This is a genomic window from uncultured Roseobacter sp. (assembly GCF_947501835.1).
GTDB lineage: Bacteria > Pseudomonadota > Alphaproteobacteria > Rhodobacterales > Rhodobacteraceae > Roseobacter.
The window spans coordinates 43,067-59,229 of the sequence record NZ_CANMXR010000007.1; the positions used below are offsets into that span (position 1 = coordinate 43,067).

The 16,163-nt window shown below is 60.1% G+C and carries 13 protein-coding genes; 8 read left to right on the forward strand and 5 right to left on the reverse strand.

Going from position 1 to position 16,163, the window contains the following annotated elements; translation table 11 throughout:
• Positions 1–109: 109 nt before the first annotated feature.
• Both Q1A20_RS15105 and Q1A20_RS15110 read left to right on the forward strand, forming a co-directional pair.
• The gene (locus tag Q1A20_RS15105) at positions 110–814 is read left to right on the forward strand and encodes a CoA transferase subunit A (RefSeq protein ID WP_299406619.1); all 705 of its coding nucleotides are present in this window, start codon (positions 110–112) and stop codon (positions 812–814) included.
• Positions 814–1,437 carry a CoA transferase subunit B gene (locus tag Q1A20_RS15110; RefSeq protein ID WP_298970560.1) on the forward strand — a complete coding sequence of 208 codons (624 nt, stop codon included), beginning with the start codon at positions 814–816 and terminating at the stop codon, positions 1,435–1,437. The genes Q1A20_RS15105 and Q1A20_RS15110 overlap by 1 nt, the downstream gene beginning before the upstream one ends.
• Before the next feature lie 73 nt (positions 1,438–1,510).
• Here the strand turns inward: Q1A20_RS15110 and Q1A20_RS15115 are convergent, their stop codons facing one another.
• The 3 genes from Q1A20_RS15115 to Q1A20_RS15125 form a co-directional block, all read right to left on the reverse strand.
• Positions 1,511–1,891 carry a carboxymuconolactone decarboxylase family protein gene (locus Q1A20_RS15115; RefSeq protein ID WP_298970562.1) on the reverse strand — a complete coding sequence of 127 codons (381 nt, stop codon included), beginning with the start codon at positions 1,889–1,891 and terminating at the stop codon, positions 1,511–1,513.
• Positions 1,892–2,052: 161 nt separating this feature from the next.
• The gene (locus Q1A20_RS15120; RefSeq protein WP_299405772.1) at positions 2,053–3,132 is read right to left on the reverse strand and encodes an aromatic ring-hydroxylating dioxygenase subunit alpha; all 1,080 of its coding nucleotides are present in this window, start codon (positions 3,130–3,132) and stop codon (positions 2,053–2,055) included.
• Positions 3,129–4,019, reverse strand: a complete 891-nt coding sequence (locus Q1A20_RS15125) for a MurR/RpiR family transcriptional regulator (protein ID WP_299405769.1) — start codon at positions 4,017–4,019, stop codon at positions 3,129–3,131. The genes Q1A20_RS15120 and Q1A20_RS15125 overlap by 4 nt, the downstream gene beginning before the upstream one ends.
• A gap of 73 nt (positions 4,020–4,092) precedes the next feature.
• Between Q1A20_RS15125 and Q1A20_RS15130 the strand changes: the two genes are divergently transcribed.
• The 6 genes from Q1A20_RS15130 to Q1A20_RS15155 all read left to right on the forward strand — a co-directional run bounded on the left by Q1A20_RS15130 (position 4,093) and on the right by Q1A20_RS15155 (position 11,954).
• Complete coding sequence (locus tag Q1A20_RS15130; RefSeq protein WP_299405767.1) at positions 4,093–6,552, forward strand: FAD-dependent oxidoreductase; 2,460 nt, start codon at positions 4,093–4,095, stop codon at positions 6,550–6,552.
• Positions 6,549–7,643 carry an alcohol dehydrogenase family protein gene (locus Q1A20_RS15135; RefSeq protein ID WP_299405764.1) on the forward strand — a complete coding sequence of 365 codons (1,095 nt, stop codon included), beginning with the start codon at positions 6,549–6,551 and terminating at the stop codon, positions 7,641–7,643. Before Q1A20_RS15130 ends, Q1A20_RS15135 begins: the two co-directional genes overlap by 4 nt.
• Before the next feature lie 65 nt (positions 7,644–7,708).
• The gene (locus tag Q1A20_RS15140; RefSeq protein WP_299405762.1) at positions 7,709–8,983 is read left to right on the forward strand and encodes an aminotransferase class III-fold pyridoxal phosphate-dependent enzyme; all 1,275 of its coding nucleotides are present in this window, start codon (positions 7,709–7,711) and stop codon (positions 8,981–8,983) included.
• Between the two features lie 172 nt (positions 8,984–9,155).
• Positions 9,156–10,106, forward strand: coding sequence for an MBL fold metallo-hydrolase (locus Q1A20_RS15145; protein WP_299405759.1), 951 nt, complete (start codon positions 9,156–9,158; stop codon positions 10,104–10,106).
• A gap of 22 nt (positions 10,107–10,128) precedes the next feature.
• Positions 10,129–11,760 carry an FAD-dependent oxidoreductase gene (locus Q1A20_RS15150; protein WP_299917410.1) on the forward strand — a complete coding sequence of 544 codons (1,632 nt, stop codon included), beginning with the start codon at positions 10,129–10,131 and terminating at the stop codon, positions 11,758–11,760.
• Positions 11,757–11,954: a DUF2783 domain-containing protein gene (locus Q1A20_RS15155; RefSeq protein ID WP_299405754.1), complete on the forward strand. Its 198-nt coding sequence runs from the start codon at positions 11,757–11,759 to the stop codon at positions 11,952–11,954. Before Q1A20_RS15150 ends, Q1A20_RS15155 begins: the two co-directional genes overlap by 4 nt.
• A 69-nt stretch (positions 11,955–12,023) precedes the next feature.
• On the opposite strand, the gene Q1A20_RS15160 is transcribed toward Q1A20_RS15155, so the two are convergent.
• Complete coding sequence (locus tag Q1A20_RS15160) at positions 12,024–13,667, reverse strand: sulfatase-like hydrolase/transferase (RefSeq protein ID WP_299406616.1); 1,644 nt, start codon at positions 13,665–13,667, stop codon at positions 12,024–12,026.
• A gap of 134 nt (positions 13,668–13,801) precedes the next feature.
• Positions 13,802–15,841, reverse strand: a complete 2,040-nt coding sequence (locus Q1A20_RS15165) for a hypothetical protein (protein WP_299917412.1) — start codon at positions 15,839–15,841, stop codon at positions 13,802–13,804.
• Between the last annotated feature and the right edge of the window lie 322 nt (positions 15,842–16,163).

Sequence of the window (16,163 nt, forward strand, 5' to 3'; positions counted from 1 at the left end):
TTGCATGATCGGGCTGCTCGGAAGAATGTCCGGACAAAGATTCGGGCCACGCATACGGCCCGCGCTCGACCAGAGCGTGTCACTTCTTGAACGTAAAGGAACGTGCACAATGAAGAAAGTCTATGGCTCTGCGTCTGAGGCGCTGGATGGGGTATTGCAGGACGGGATGCTGATCGCAGCCGGCGGTTTCGGGCTTTGCGGCATCCCAGAACTGCTGCTGCAGGCGATCAAGGATGCGGGCACCAAGAACCTGACCTTTGCCTCCAACAATGCGGGTGTGGATGACTTCGGCATCGGCATTCTGTTGCAGACGCGCCAGGTGCGCAAAATGATCTCTTCCTACGTCGGCGAGAACGCGGAATTCATGCGCCAGTATCTGTCGGGCGAGCTGGAGCTGGAGTTCAACCCGCAAGGAACTCTCGCCGAACGGATGCGCGCGGGCGGCTGCGGCATCCCTGGTTTTTATACGAAAACCGGCGTCGGCACGGTGATTGCCGAGGGCAAGGAGCACAAGGACTTTGATGGCGAGACCTACATCATGGAGCGCGGGATTGTTGCGGATCTGTCGATCGTGAAGGCCTGGAAAGCGGATGAGACGGGCAACCTGGTGTTCCGCAAGACCGCGCGCAACTTCAACCCACCCGCCGCGATGTGTGGCCGCATCTGCGTGGCGGAGGTCGAGGAGATCGTACCGCTGGGCTCGCTCGATCCCGACACCATCCACCTGCCGGGCATCTACGTGCACCGCCTGATCCAGGGCACACACGAAAAACGCATCGAACAACGCACCGTTCGCCAGAAGGAGGGCGCATAATGCCTTGGGATCGCAATCAGATGGCGGCGCGGGCCGCCGAAGAACTCGAAGACGGCATGTATGTCAACCTTGGTATCGGCATTCCGACCCTGGTGGCAAACTACGTTGGCGAAAAGGACATCACCCTGCAGTCGGAAAACGGCATGCTCGGCATGGGGCCCTTTCCTTTTGAGGGGGAAGAGGACCCGGACCTGATCAACGCAGGCAAGCAGACCATCACCGAGTTGCGCCGGACCTCCTATTTCGACTCAGCCCAGAGCTTTGGCATGATCCGCGGCGGCAAGATCGCAGCGGCCATTCTGGGGGCCATGGAAGTGGCCGAAAACGGCGATCTGGCGAACTGGATGATCCCGGGCAAGCTGGTTAAGGGGATGGGCGGCGCCATGGATCTGGTCGCGGGGGTCGGACGGGTGATCGTCGTGATGGATCACACCAACAAGCATGGCGACAGCAAGGTGCTGAAGGAATGCACCCTGCCGCTGACGGGCAAGGGCGTTGTGGACCGGATCATCACCAATCTGGGCGTGCTGGATGTGGTAGAAGGTGGGCTGAAGATTGTCGAGACCGCGGAGGGCGTGTCAGAGGAAGAGCTGCGCGCTGCAACACAGGCAAAAATCGTCTAGCGCCCCTGTCGAAACTCTCCTGCGCGCGCGAGGTATCATCCCCTGCGCGCGTGATTTTCCCGGATGAATGCGGTCAGGTCTCTTCCAGCACCCGGCGCGCCACCCGAAAACACTCCAGCGCCTGCGGCACGCCACAATAGATCGCCACGACATGAATGATGGCGCGGATTTCTTCCTTGCTCACCCCGTTGGTGAGCGCGCCCCGGCAATGGATTTCCCATTCCGACATTTTTCCCAACGCGCCGATCATCGCGAGGTTCATCATCGAACGGGTCTTGGCGTCGATCACATCATCGCCCCAGCCAAAGCCCCAGCACCAGGCCGTCATCGCCTCCTGAAAGGGGCGGGTGAAATCATCCGCTGCGGCAAGGTTTGCCTCAACATATTCCGCACCAAGGGTTGCCTTGCGCTGTTCCAGCCCTTTTAGAAAAAGATCCTCGTCAAAACTGCTCATGTCTCATCCTTTCAATTTGATGGCGAAGGTCCACAGCGCCTCATGTCTCCTTTACCGGCCATATCCTGATCCGCTTTAACCGCCAACGGGTGTTTGAACACCGCCAACGGACCGTTCACTCACCAAAACCTGCCCGTTTCTCGCCCGTGCCAGGGTCGACCTCACCCATCAAGTGCTTCCCGCATCCATTGCTGCAGGTGCATGAGGGAATGTTCAGAATTCACACCGGAAGCTGGATCAACCACCAACGGGCCGGGTCTGTAGCCGCGCGACTTCAGCCCGCGCTGAACCGATTCCACCAGGTGAATGTCCTCCTCGACGGTGGTTTCGCGGTCCTGTACTGCCAGCTGCCGCACGGTGGCGTCCTCCTGCCCGTCGATGGCGTACCAGCCGCGCCAGACCACCACATGATCGGCGTCGATCTCACGCCAGTGGTAGGTGTTCAACACGTTGCCGGGGTAGACCTGAAAACTGAACATGGGCCACAAAAACCAGCTGGAATAGGCGTCGTAGTGGGCGTGGCCGGAATGGATGTCGTAGCGCATCGCCCCCAGGTTCTGGCACTCGGTGGTGTGGCGCAGGCACTTGCCCTGCGGCTGGATGTCGTAGGTCGAAGGCTTCACCACGCCCGTGGCAAAGGTCGGATGGTTCAGCGCGCAGTGATAGCATTCGGAGTAATTCTCGATGGAGACTTTCCAGTTGCAGTTCTCGGGGATATCGACCCACGCCAATGGTTGCAGCCGCGTCCAATGCGGCACCCATTCCTCCAGCTGGGCGCGGGTGTTGGGAAACCAGTCTTCCATCGGCCGGGCATCGGGATCCAGGTTGACAAAGAGAAAGCCCAGGAAGTTTTCCGCGCGCACCTCGGTCAGGCAGATATCTGATTTATCCAGCCCGGCGACAGCATCGATGTTCGGCCCGGCGCGCAACTGACCGGTCAGCTCATACGTCCAGGCATGGTAGGGGCAGACCACCACGCGGGTGCTGCCGGTGCCAGAGATCAGTTGATGCGCCCGATGCTGGCATACATTGTAGAAAACGCGGATCTGATCGTCGCGCCCGCGGATGGCAAAGAGGCTTTCGCCCGCAATCTCGAAGGTCGTGTAATCTCCGGGCTTGGTCAGCAGGCTGGTATGGCAGCCAAATTGCCAGGTCCGTGCAAGCAGGCCGCTGCGCTCGATCTCGAAAATCTGCGGGTCCGTATAATATCGCGCCTCAAGCGTCCGCAGCGCTTCCGTCATCGGTCGGCAGCCTCATGGTAGATCTGCAGTTCATGGCGGCGCTTGTGAAAGGCGGTGACGCGGTCCACGATTTCGTCGCTTGCAACGGCGATGACAAAGGAGAGCAGCGTTTCCAGCAGGGCGATGGTGCTGACGGAGGAGGGAAAGAACTGCGGTGTGTCGACGGCGACGACAAACCCGTGATCCGCCGCCAGAATGACCGGGCTGGCCGGGCTGTCCGACAGGCCGATCACCGTCAGGCCCTGTTCCTGCGCAATTGCGATGGCCTCGATGACCTCGGTTCTGTAGGGCTTGCAGGTCATGGCGATCAAGACATCCTGATCATCCGCCCAGGCAAGATCGTCCACCGCCGTTGATCCGGGTCGGGGAATAGCATGAAACTGCGTCATGCCGGTGGAGGCCAGATAGGTGAAATTCCGAGCATTGGCGTTGTTGACGCCAACCCCGAGGGTATAGACATTGCGCGAATTCCAGATCGCCTCAGCGGCGGTCTTGAGCTGCTCGGCTGTGATCTGCGCGAAGGTGTCCTCGATGTTGCGCAGCGCGTCCTGCACCATATCCGCATAGAGACCACCCAGATCGCCGGATTTGCGGATGTCCTGCAGCCAGCGTGCACGCTCCGGAAAATCCGCTGATCCCGCCCGAATGGCCGCGCGAAAGGGCGCGCGGAAATCCTCGTACCCTTCAAAACCAACCTGTCGCGCCATCCGGACAAAGGTGTTGGGTTTGACATTGGCTGCCTCCGCAATCTCACGCACGGTCGAGACGCCGACATCGTTCGGGTTTTCCAGCACATAGCGTGCGGCTTTGCGCGCCTCCGGCGTCAGCGCGTCCCAGACAGCGCTGAGCTGGTGCAGAACGTGTTTTGATACATTTGTTTCATTCATGATTGACAATGGTACATATGTATACTTAGCCTGTCGAGTAGTTTCAGGATCCGCCTTCGAAAAGGACGCAGCGATGCCGGAAAATGCCTTTCCAAGCCACGCCCGGGTGGTGATCGTCGGCGGCGGGGTAATGGGCTGTGGGCTGGCCTATCATCTTGCACACGAAGGCTGGCGCGATGTTGTGCTGCTGGAAAAAGCGGAGCTGACCTCGGGGTCAACATGGCACGCAGCTGGGCAGATCACCCAGTCCACCAGCTCCTTCGGGCTGGGCAAATGCGTGGACTATAACATCGGGTTGTATTCGGGCGGGTTGGAACGTGAGACCGGGCAGGCGGTCACATGGCATGGCTGCGGCTCTTTTCGGCTGGCCTATACCGAAGATGAAATGGACTGGCTGCGCCACACGCTGTCCGTTGGGCGGTCGCTGGGCTTCAACATCAAGCTCGTCGGGCGCGACCGCGTCGCTGCCCTGCATCCTTTCTACAATCTCGAAGGTGTTCTGGGCGCGCTGCACACGCCGGATGACGGCCACGTCGACCCGACCAATGTGACCATGGCGCTGGCGGCGGGCGCGCGGCAATTGGGGGTGCGGATCATCCGCCGGTGCCGCGCGACAAACATCACGCAAGATCCGGGTGGCGCATGGCGGGTGGATACCGAGCAGGGCACCATTCGGTGTGAGCATGTGGTCAATGCCGGCGGGACCTATGCGCGCCAGATGGGGGAATGGTCCGGCCTGCAACTGCCGATGACCTCGATGACGCACCACTATTTTGTCACAGAGCCGGTCCCGGAGTTTGAAAACCTGGACCGGGAACTGCCGGTCATTCGGGACGACAAGAAGGTGTCGGGTTACATCCGGAAGGAGCAGCAGCGCGGCCTGATCGGCATCTATGAAAAGGAGAACCCGAACACGGTGTGGGAGGATCACTGTCCGTGGGAGGCGGAAAATGAGCTCTTTGACCCAGATTACGACCGGGTCATGCCGTGGCTCGCCGAAAGCCTGAACCGGATGCCGATCTTTGCCGATCTGGGCATCGCCCGCGAAGTCCACGGGGCCATCTCGCATCCCCCTGATGGTAACCCGTTGATCGGGCCCGCGCCGGGCGTGCGCAATTACTGGTGCTGTTGCGGTACGCAGATCGGGATCGGCTGGGGCCCGGGGCTCACCCGCGAACTGGCGCGGTGGATGGTGCATGGTGCAGCGGATATTTCAATGCGAGACTATGACCCGCGGCGGTTTGGCAGCTACGCGCAGAAACCGTGGCAGGTGATCAAGGCAAAAGAAGACTACTGCCTGCGCCACGAAGTACCCTTTCCACATTTCAACCGGCTGGCGGGCCGCCCGATCAAGTCATCGCCGCTTTATGAGGTGCTGAAAGGCAAGGGTGCGGTGCATGAGGAGGTCTATGGTTTCGAGCGTCCGCGATGGTTCGCAAAACGTGGCCTTGCGCAGCAAGATCATTACTCCTTCCGGCGCAATGAGCTGCACGAGATTGTCGGCGAGGAAGTCAAGGCGGTGCGGGAACGGGCAGGCATTATGGATGTCACGGCCTTCACCAAACTGCGGGTCGAAGGGGTAGGGGCGCATGCGCTCCTCGACCACCTGACGGCCAATCGCATGCCGCAAAAGGCAGGTGCCATCACGCTGACCCATATGGTCAACCGCCGGGGCCGTATCGAGCTGGAGACGACGATCCTGAAAATGGGCGAGGGGGTATATTACCTCGTCTGCGCCGCTTTTTTCGAACAACGGTTGCGAGATCATCTGGCGCAGCACCGAGAGAAGGAAGACGTGACCGTAACGTCGCTGTCCTCTGAGTGGTCGGCGCTGTCTTTGAACGGGCCCCGCGCCCGCGACGTGCTGGCCGGATGCACCGATGCCCCGCTCGACAATCACCGGTTCCGCTGGTTGTCGGCGCAGCAAATATCAATTGCGGGCCATGATGTATGGGCCTTGCGCATGTCTTATGCGGGAGAGTTGGGGTGGGAATTTCACATGCCCAATGCGGCCTGCCTTGAGGTCTACAATGCCCTTTGGTCGGCGGGACAGGCGTTTGGACTGGCAGATTACGGCTCCTTCGCGATGAACGTGATGCGGATGGAGAAAGGGTTCAAAGGCGCGGCAGAACTCACCAACGAAGTCACCCTGGCAGAGGCGGATGTGATGCGGTTCGTGGCTCTGGACAAGGCGTTCCTTGGCAAGGCGCAATCACTCGCGGAAAGCCCGGCGTTGCGTTGGCTGTGCAGCTATCTGGAAATCGAACCGGACGGGGTGAATGATGGTCATGGCGGCGAGGCGGTCCTGTTGAACGGTGAGCTTGCCGGATCGATAACCTCAATCGTCTATGGGCACACCGCGCGCAAAATCCTTGCCTTCGCCTACCTCAAACCAGAAGCGGCGGTGTCCGGCACGCATCTTGATGTGCTCATCGCCGGACAGCCGCGTGCGGCCAAAGTGCTTGGCGCGCCCGCGTATGATCCCGACACCCTGAACCCTCGAAAAGATACCCTAGCGGAGCTTATTGAATGACCATCCCGACCACCATGCACGCCTATGTGCTGACACAGCACGGCGGGCCCGAGGCCTTGGAATACCACACCGACTGGCCCACGCCTGAACCGGGCCCTTTCGATGTCCTGATCAAAGTGGGCGCCTGCGGGATGAACAACACCGATGTGAACACGCGATCCGGATGGTATTCCAAGACCGTGACCGAGGCGACAACGGGTGATGCCTATCAGGAGGTTGCGGAGGAGGATCCCTCATGGGGTGGGGCGCCGATCACCTTTCCGCGGGTCCAGGGGGCGGATGCGGTCGGCGAGGTTGTGGCGGTGGGGGCGCAGGCTGACCCCTCTCTCATGGGGCGGCGCGTCATGGTCGATTGCTGGCTGCGTGATTGGGATGACCCGTTGAACAAGGACAAAACGGGGTATTTCGGATCGGAATGCGATGGCGGCTTTGCCCAATACACTGTGGTCGATCATCGCAATGTCCGCGCGGTGACAAGCGATCTGAGTGATGCGGAACTTGCCACGTTCTCATGCTCCTATTCGACAGCCGAAGGCATGTTGACCCGGGCCAATGTCACCAGAGGCGACACGGTGCTGATCACAGGCGCCTCTGGCGGCGTCGGCTCTGCTTTGATCCAGTTGGCCCATCGGCGCGGGGCACGTACGGTCTGCTTGGCGAGCGAGGCAAAGCATACCGATATCGCCGCGCTCCATCCGACAGCGATGTTGCCACGTACGCCCTCGAACCTGCGGGCCGCGCTGCGTAGAGCCATTGGTCAGGATACTGTCAGCGTCGTGGCAGACATCGTTGGCGGCGATTACTTTGGCACCGTCATCGATGTTTTAGAACGGGGCGGGCGCTACACCTGTTCGGGCGCGATTGCCGGTCCGATCGTCGCGCTGGATCTGCGGACGTTCTACCTGCGGGATCTGACCTTCACCGGTTCCACCGTCCTGCCGCCGCATGTCTTTGCCGATCTGGTCGGGTACATCGAGCGGGGCGAAGTGCGACCGATGCTGGCGGCAACCTACCCGTTGGCGGAACTCAACGCGGCGCAGGCGGCATTTGTTGAAAAGAAACACACTGGCAACATCGCGGTGATCCCCTGAGGTGCGGACTGGGTGGTAAGGCATAACGAAACGCCCCGGGTGCGGTTCCAAGGACGGAGTTTGCAATGCTCAAGGTCAAGACACAGGATGAATGGATCACCCGGGCAAGAGAGGTTTTTCCCGCAGGTGGCTTTGGCAATTTTGATCCGGGCATCATCATCGCGCGCGGTGAGGGCAGTCGGGTGTGGGATGAAAATGGCACGGAATATGTCGATTATCTGATCGGATCGGGACCCATGCTGTTGGGCCATGGGCATCCGGAAGTGATGGAAGCCGTGCTGGAACAATTGCCCAAGGGGATGACGTTTTTTGCCAATAATACCAAAGGGATCGAACTGGGCGAGGCGATTTGCGCGGCCGTGCCCTGTTGTGAGCAGGTGCGGTTTGTCACCTCGGGCGGCGAGGCCGACATGTATGCAATCCGTCTGGCGCGTGCGGTCACCGGGCGCGACAAGATCCTGAAGTTTGAAGGCGGATATCATGGCATGAGCGCCGAGGCCCAGATGAGCCTCGCGCCCAATGTGCAGGTCAATTTCCCCCAAGCTGTCCCCGATAGCGCCGGCATCCCGCAGGGTGTCGCCGATCAAATGGTCATCGCGCCCTTCAACGATCTAGACGCGGTGGCGTCTCTGCTGGCCGAACACGCCGACATTGCCGCCATCATCGTGGAACCGCTGCAGCGTATCATCCCACCACTGCCCGGATTTTTGCAGGGCCTGCGGGCGCTTTGTGACCGGCATCATGTACTGCTGATCTTTGATGAAATCGTGACCGGGTTTCGTCTGGCCTATGGCGGTGCGCAGGAGCGCTATGGCGTTGTGCCCGACATCTGTACCTTGGGAAAGGTGATCGGGGGCGGGTTTCCGCTGGCAGCCATAGGGGCCGGCGCCGAAATCATGCGGCATTTCGACAAGGCGGCAGTGGGGGCCGACGGGTGGTTGATGCAGCTTGGAACCCTATCAGGCAATCCCGTGGCCGCCGCTGCGGGGCTGAAAACGATGGAGGTGCTGCGCCGTGACGGCGTGTATGATCACCTCCGCAACACCGGGGAAAGCCTGCAGACCATGCAGTCGGAGGCCCTGCAGAAGGCCGGGATCGCGCATCAGATCTGCGGCGACCCTACTCTCTTTGATATCTATTTCACGGCGCGTGATTGTCTGGATTATCGCAGCGCAAAGCATTCCGACGCTGAAATAAACACCATCTATAACAAGGTCCTGCGCGACAACGGCGTCTTTAAGTCTCCTGGAAAACTCTACCCTTCGCTCGCGGTCACGGACGACGATCTTGCCGTGACGCAGCGCGCTGTGGAGAAAGCGGTCGCCGCCCTATCGGTCTAGGCAGGCTTTCTCGCGGATTTGACGCCCCGGGGTGCGCGAGGCCTTGTTGGTTACAAAAGCGACAATTAAAGCAATCTGAGACCTTCTGGATCGGGCGGCACATCAAATCTGTCAGATCCTGAACCGGAATTGCAATGAGATCTGGCCCACGCACCAGATCAGGGAGACATAGATGAGCAAGGCCTTCGCGTCCCAAGCGGACCTGTCAGAGAAGAAAATCACCTTTGATGAAATCGGCGAGGGCCTTTGGGCGTTCACCGCCGAAGGAGACCCCAATTCCGGCGTGATCATCGGCGACACGTCCGTGATGATCGTGGAAGCACAGGCGACCCCGCGCCTGGCTGGCAAGGTCATCGAGAAGCTGCGCGGGATCACCGATAAACCGATCAGCCATGTGGTGTTGACCCATTATCATGCTGTGCGCGTGCTGGGTGCCTCGGCCTATGGCGCCGATCAGATCATCATGTCGGATGCGGCTCGGTCGATGGTGGTCGAGCGCGGGCAAGAGGATTGGGACAGCGAATTCCAGCGCTTCCCGCGTCTCTTTGAAGGGCACGAAAGCATCCCTGGTCTGACTTATCCGACAACGACCTTCAGTGACAGTATGACGGTCTACCTTGGCAACAGACGGGTGGACATCAAGCATCTGGGCCGGGCGCACACAGCCGGCGATGCGGTGATCCATGTGCCGGATCAGAATGTGATGTTCACCGGAGATATCGTTGAAGATCACTCCGCATGCTATTGTGGAGACGGACATTTTAGCGATTGGGGCACCACACTGGATGCGATCCAGGCCTATGATGTGGACGCGATTGCGCCAGGCCGCGGGGATGCGCTGGTGGGGCGTGACGCGGTGGCGCGGGCCATTGCCTCGACCCGCGACTTTGTCGACAGCACCTACCGGCCCGCAGCACGTGTCGCCGCAGGCGGTGGCGCGCTGAAAGACGCGTGGGACGCCGTGCGGGCAGCCTGCGATCCGAAGTTCAAGGACTATGCGATCTACGAGCACTGCCTGCCGTTCAATGTGTCCCGCGCCTATGATGAGGCGCGCGGCATCGATACCCCGCGCATCTGGACCGCCGAACGCGATCTGGAAATGTGGGCCGCCCTGCAGGGCTGATCGCAGGCAAGGGAGGCCAGCCGTGGTGGATGTCAGATATGATATTGCCTTCAAACTCTACCCCTACGCCCGCGTGTCGGCGCAAGACGCGGCGGCGGTTCGTCATCCGGTTGTGATTGTCGGCGGCGGGCCGATCGGCATGGCGCTCGCGCTGGATCTTGGTCAAAAGGGCACGCCGGTGCTGGTGCTGGACGACCATGAAGGGGTCGGGCAGGGCAGCCGTGCCATCTGTTTTGCAAAACGCACCTTGGAGATCGCGGATCGTTTGGGGGCAGGCCAGCCCATGGTGGACAAGGGCGTTGTCTGGAACGTTGGCAAAGTGTTTCACGGTGACGACAAGGTGTTCGAGTTCAACCTGCAACCGGAACCCGGGCACAAACGGCCCGCCTTCATCAACCTGCAACAACCCTATTTTGAAAAATTTCTGGTCGATGCCATCCGCGCGGCCCAAGAACAGGGCGCGCCGATTGAAATTCGCGGGCGCAATGCCGTTACCGGGCTGACGCAGCACGCGGATCACGTGGTGCTGGACGTCGATACGCCCGATGGGCGCTATCAGATCGAGGCCGATTGGCTGGTGGCCTGTGACGGTGCGCGGTCCCCGGTCCGGGACATGATGGGCCTCAGCTTTGACGGGCGGGTGTTTGAGGATAACTTCCTGATCGCGGACGTCAAAATGACCGCGGAGTTTCCTACCGAGCGCTGGTTCTGGTTCGAGCCGCCGTTCAAGGACAGCGGGCAATCCGCACTTTTGCATAAACAGCCGGATGACATCTGGCGGATCGATTTCCAGCTGGGGTGGGACATTGACAGGCAAGCCGAACTGGACCCGGTGAAAATCCGCGCCCGGGTCGATGCCATGCTCGGCGAAGGCGCTGAGTACGAGTTGGAATGGACGTCCATCTACACCTTCCAATGTCGCCGCATGACGAAGTTTCGCCATGGCAATGTGCTCTTTGCAGGCGATAGCGCGCATCAGGTCTCGCCCTTTGGGGCGCGGGGCGCGAATTCCGGCATCCAGGATATCGACAATCTCGCATGGAAACTCGATCTGGTGGTGAAAGGATTGGCGCCTGATGGGTTGCTCGACAGCTATTCGGCGGAACGGGTGCATGGCGCGGATGAGAACATCCTCAACTCCACCCGCGCGACGGATTTCCTGACGCCCAAAACGGAGATCAGCGCGATTTTCCGCAATGCGGTGCTGGATCTTGCCCGCGATCACGCTTTTGCACGGCCGCTGGTGAATTCCGGGCGTTTATCAGTGCCCTGCGTTTACGATGATATGCCGCTGAACGGACCGGATGGGCTGGCGGGTCCCGAGATGACCCGCCCGGGCGCACCATGTGTCGATGCGCCTTTGCAACAGGGGCATTTGTTGGACCGTCTGCCCGGTCAGTTCACGGTCCTGGCGCTGAACGCAGAGGTCCCGGAGATATCTGATGTCGGCGGGGTTAGCATCGGCACAGTGTCCTTGATGACGGATCAGGACGACCCGACCGGCGCGCTGGCGCAGCGGTATCTTGGAGCTTGCGGCGCGGCGATCTATCTGATCCGCCCCGATCAACATGTGGCGGCCCGGTGGGCGCAGTGCGATGCCGAGGCGCTCCGATCCGCCGTTGACCTGGCCTTGACACGGGGAGCAGGGGGATGACGCTGAACCTGACACCAAACATTGCCGATCCGGATGACTTTTACGACGCCTTGCTGGCGGCACATGAAGGATTGGATAAGGCGCAAAGCGATGCGCTCAACGCGCGGCTGATCCTTGTGCTCGCCAACCACATTGGCGACCGGGAAACGCTTTTCGAGGCGCTTCAAACCGCCAGGGCAAGTGCGCGCGCCTGAGTTTGCGTCGTCCTTCGGGGGCGTGTCATGCGCCCCATCATCCCAAACCGCATTCACTGAAATAGCGGATCAGTCTTCAACAAAGGACTTGCCCGCCTTGCCGCGATAGAGGGCGGTCAGTTCCTCGGGCACTTCTGTGCCATCCACCAGAAATGGCAGGATCCCCTTGCGCAAGGAGGCCCCGCGAGAGGCTTCGATGTCAGCGTCAGACCTGGTGGTGCGTTGTGACAATCGCCGACCCCATTGCGCCAAATACCCATAAAGGCGATCAACCTCCTCCTGATGTCGGTTGGATTTTCCGAGATCGTCAAATTCCTGAGGGTCTTTTTGCAGATCAAAGAGCATGGGGCGGAACCCCCCTTCGGCATGCATCAGCTTGTAGCGCCCGTCAAAAACCATGAAGAGCCTGGCATCCCGGGGTGCGAGGCCCAGCTGCGCGCATTGCGCGGTGGGGGAGTAGTCGAATTCGCTGATCACGAAATCGCGCCACTCCGGGGTCTCGCCTCGCAGCCACGGCAGCAGTGAGCGGCCCTCCAGGATATGATCCGCGACCGCACCACCTGCTGCTTCCACGAAGGTTGGTGCCAGATCAATCGCCTCGACCAGTGCGTCGCAGGTGGTGCCGCGTGTCGTGTCAGCCGCGGGCCGTGGATCATAGAGGATCATCGGGATTTTGGCGCTGGGATCGTGAAACAGTTCCTTTTCCCCCAGCCAGTGATCTCCCAGATAATCGCCATGATCGGAGGTCAGCACGATCATCGTGTTTTCCATCCGTCCGGTGTCATCGAGGAAATCAAGCAGGACGCCAAGCTGGTCATCGCATTGTTTGATCAGGCCCATGTAGGCCGGAATGACCTTGTCGCGCACGTCGTCGCGCTGAAACGCCTGTGAGACCTTACTGCGCATGTAGACGCCATAGATCGGATGTGCACTGTCCTTTTCCATGGCGTGCCGCGCCGGTTTTTGCACATGGTCCGGGCCAAACATGTCATGATAGGGCGCGGGCACGATGTAGGGCCAGTGCGGTTTGATGTAGCTGACATGGGCGCACCAGCCGTCCCCGGCCTGTTTGATGAATTCAATGGCCTCGCGCGTCAGCCAGGGGGTTTCGCTGTCTTCCTCACGGATGTTGGCGGGTCGATCGGCATTGGCAAACATCCACCCTGTCGCCTTGTCACCTGAAGCATCAATGCCCGCATTGGCAAAATCGGCCCAGGGGTTCTCTGACGGGTAGCCCCTTGATTTGAGATATTCGTTGTAAGGCGATCTCTTCTCATCATAGAGCCCATCGGGTCCCGCACCCCAGAGCCCGTCATCGCGGACCCAGGGATCGAACCCGCATTCCGACTGACGGACACCGATGATGCTGTCCTTGTCGATCCCCAGACGGGCCATGCCTGCGTCATCGGCTTTCATATGGGTTTTGCCAATCAGGGCACAGGACATGCCAGCGCGCCGCAAGTGATCGCCCATCGTGTGCTCGCCAACACGGAGGGGAAAGCCGTTGAACTGCGCGCCGTGCGAAGAGACATAGCGCCCGGTATAAAAGCTCATCCGTGACGCGCCACAGATCGGGGATTGCACATAGGCATTGGTGAAACGGACACCCATCTTCGCAACGCGGTCGAAATTGGGGGTATGCAGATGTGGATGCCCGGCGCAGGACAGATAGTCAAAACGCAGCTGGTCATACATGACGAACAGGATGTTCAGCGCGGGCGCCTTCGGGTTCTTGGGCATAAATCATCTCCCCGGACCATCAGTGCCAAGATCGCGGCCAAGCTTCAATTCAAAACGAAAACGCCCCGGCGGGTGCCGGGGCGCGATCTTATGTTTCGGATCAAGGGCTATCCGGGCTGAAAGCAGAATGCCAATGGATAGGACACGCGCCGCGTGGTTGTGCCGAAAATGTTGTTGGGCGCGTTGAAGCTGCCGACAATCGTGCGGTCCCATGCCGTGACTTCCACAGCGTAGCCGCATTCGATGGGCGGTTGACCACCGGTTGCCGCGATATGGGCCTGCGTGATGTTGAACTCGGACAGCAGCACGTTTGTGGCGTTGCCGGGCACGGTGCCCCCCAGGCTGATTTGCGGTCTGTCCGACCCGTCGTTGTCAAAGACGGCATCCAGAGGCTGCACAACGCCACCGCCGTCGCGGTCATTGGGCGCAATGGATTGCCAGCCCACCACATTCCCACCGGTCCAGCGCAGGGTGTAGCGCCAGAAGTGCTGATCCCGGGCGCGTCCAAGCAGATCGAGGATGACGTCGCTTGATCCTGCGGTGACGTCACAATCGCTGACCTGGGCGTCCGATCCCGATGCAACGCCCAGCGTCATGGAGACGTCACCCGTCAGAGGCATATCCTTGCTGGCGGGCAGGGCATAGGTGTTGTTGTCCAACCGTACCGTTTCAACCGCAGAGACGGAGAAGGGCACCGCGCTGCCAACCTCGCGCATCACCAGACGAAACTGCACCGTGACCGGTGGATCGCCCGCTTCGACGCTTGCGGCAAAGGCGCTGGAGTTCCAAACAGCGAGGCTCGCGTCCTCGCCGCATTCATCAAAGCGCCGATAGTCGGCGAGGTTGAACCACCCGTTGCCATCCGGTTGATAAAGCTGGCGCGGATTGCTTGCCGAGGGTGCGCAATCAATGATCGGGGACGGGTTGCCATCCAGTTGCCGACGCCAGTTTGTGGGCACGGCCAGCGTATTGGGATCGCCGATGGCCGGAAAACCGGAGCCATCGTTCAATTCGATACGGAACTCGTATTGCGGCAGGATCGGACATTCCAGCCATGTGGGCATCGCGCCCTGGATCCGCAGCGATCCGCCAAATGGCCGGTCCGACAACCCGGGTGTCTGCGCGACACCGCCGATGATGTCGGTGATGTCGACGCCACTGATCCGCGTGATGGAGGGGGCACCGCAGGCAATTTCCCCTGCCGTCAGATGCAGGGCATCAAGCCCCAGATCAAAGCTCGCGGGTAGCAGCGATTTCAACAGGACCTCATTGCGAAACCGCAAGGTCGGACCAGGCTGCAACGCGTCACCATCGGTATAGAGACCTTCGGCGCGCATATCGATCTCGGACGACATCAACTCGGATGGTCCGCCGGTTTCCGGGTCAACGCCAAAGGTGTAGGCATCCAGCCCGAAATCCACGCCCTTTGAAGGGATGCCCGCAGGAAGCGACGGCAGCAGTGTTTGATTTGACCGGAATATCGTGCCCGAGCGAACAGACAACAGATCGCCATCGATGAAGGCGGGCGCTGTTACCGTTGGGGCTGTGCCTTCTGTGGAAAACAGAATGTCGAGCTCAAAAGCCTCCAGCAGTTCGATCACGATCTGCGGCTGCGCCTGCAACTCGCGGCGTGACACATTGCCCATTTTTTCGATGAATTCGCGCCACCCGGCTGGACGCCCCAGCAGGCTGACCGCGTCCAGCCCGATGTCATGTCGCAGATCAAATCGCTGCGTGAGCGCGGAGTTTGGGATCACCAGACCGGTTGTGAAAATCAGATCACCCGCCCCAAACTGCTCGTTTGGATCGTCAAGTTCGGTGGAGAACGCCAAAATCTCGCGCTCGCGGTCCAGTGCTGCCACGGCATCCAGCCCAAAATCGACGCGCGGAATGTCGAACCGTTGCAGCAGATCGCGGTTGCGACGGCAGATGGTGGTGGTGCCACCGTTAAAGGCCAGCAGGTCGCCATCGGAGACAATCGGGTTGCCGTCCGGTCCCTCCGACTGCTGCATAGTGAAGTCTTCGGATGTGGACAAAAGCAACCCTTCGCACCCGGCGCCTTGGGCATAAGACAGGCTGGTATTGCTGAGGAAGAACGACAGGCACAACAAAGTTGTTGGCGCAAAACGCCTTGAAAATAAAAGCATAACTATAACTCCGAACAAAAAATAACTTTGCTAAAAAGTGATCATTGCATAGCACAGAATGGCCGTTTTTTCAATCTGGGGTTGGGGTTGCTTAGGGCAGTCAGCGGTCGGGGTGCCGGCTAGTGCCAGCGAGATGACAGTGCTGCCCAGGCTGTGCAGAATGCCCGATAAGTCTAGAAATCAATGCCTTACTGGTCCGTTTGGATTTTGTGGGAGCGGTGGGCAAAGCGCAAGCTGTCACGCACCACGAAGGGTCAAAGCAACACTGCGCTGACATCGAAAACCCGCGTTTTACTCGCGGTTTGAAGGGACGCTCGTGGGC

Bases quoted from the DNA above. Each gene is read 5' to 3' on its own strand.
- Q1A20_RS15125 (WP_299405769.1), bottom strand. From the start codon at position 4,019: ATGAATGAAACAAATGTATCAAAACACGTTCTGCACCAGCTCAGCGCT.
- Q1A20_RS15120 (WP_299405772.1), bottom strand. From the start codon at position 3,132: ATGACGGAAGCGCTGCGGACGCTTGAGGCGCGATATTATACGGACCCG.
- Q1A20_RS15165 (WP_299917412.1), bottom strand. From the start codon at position 15,841: ATGCTTTTATTTTCAAGGCGTTTTGCGCCAACAACTTTGTTGTGCCTG.
- Q1A20_RS15135 (WP_299405764.1), top strand. From the start codon at position 6,549: ATGACCATCCCGACCACCATGCACGCCTATGTGCTGACACAGCACGGC.
- Q1A20_RS15145 (WP_299405759.1), top strand. From the start codon at position 9,156: ATGAGCAAGGCCTTCGCGTCCCAAGCGGACCTGTCAGAGAAGAAAATC.
- Q1A20_RS15105 (WP_299406619.1), top strand. From the start codon at position 110: ATGAAGAAAGTCTATGGCTCTGCGTCTGAGGCGCTGGATGGGGTATTG.
- Q1A20_RS15140 (WP_299405762.1), top strand. From the start codon at position 7,709: ATGCTCAAGGTCAAGACACAGGATGAATGGATCACCCGGGCAAGAGAG.
- Q1A20_RS15110 (WP_298970560.1), top strand. From the start codon at position 814: ATGCCTTGGGATCGCAATCAGATGGCGGCGCGGGCCGCCGAAGAACTC.
- Q1A20_RS15130 (WP_299405767.1), top strand. From the start codon at position 4,093: ATGCCGGAAAATGCCTTTCCAAGCCACGCCCGGGTGGTGATCGTCGGC.
- Q1A20_RS15155 (WP_299405754.1), top strand. From the start codon at position 11,757: ATGACGCTGAACCTGACACCAAACATTGCCGATCCGGATGACTTTTAC.
- Q1A20_RS15115 (WP_298970562.1), bottom strand. From the start codon at position 1,891: ATGAGCAGTTTTGACGAGGATCTTTTTCTAAAAGGGCTGGAACAGCGC.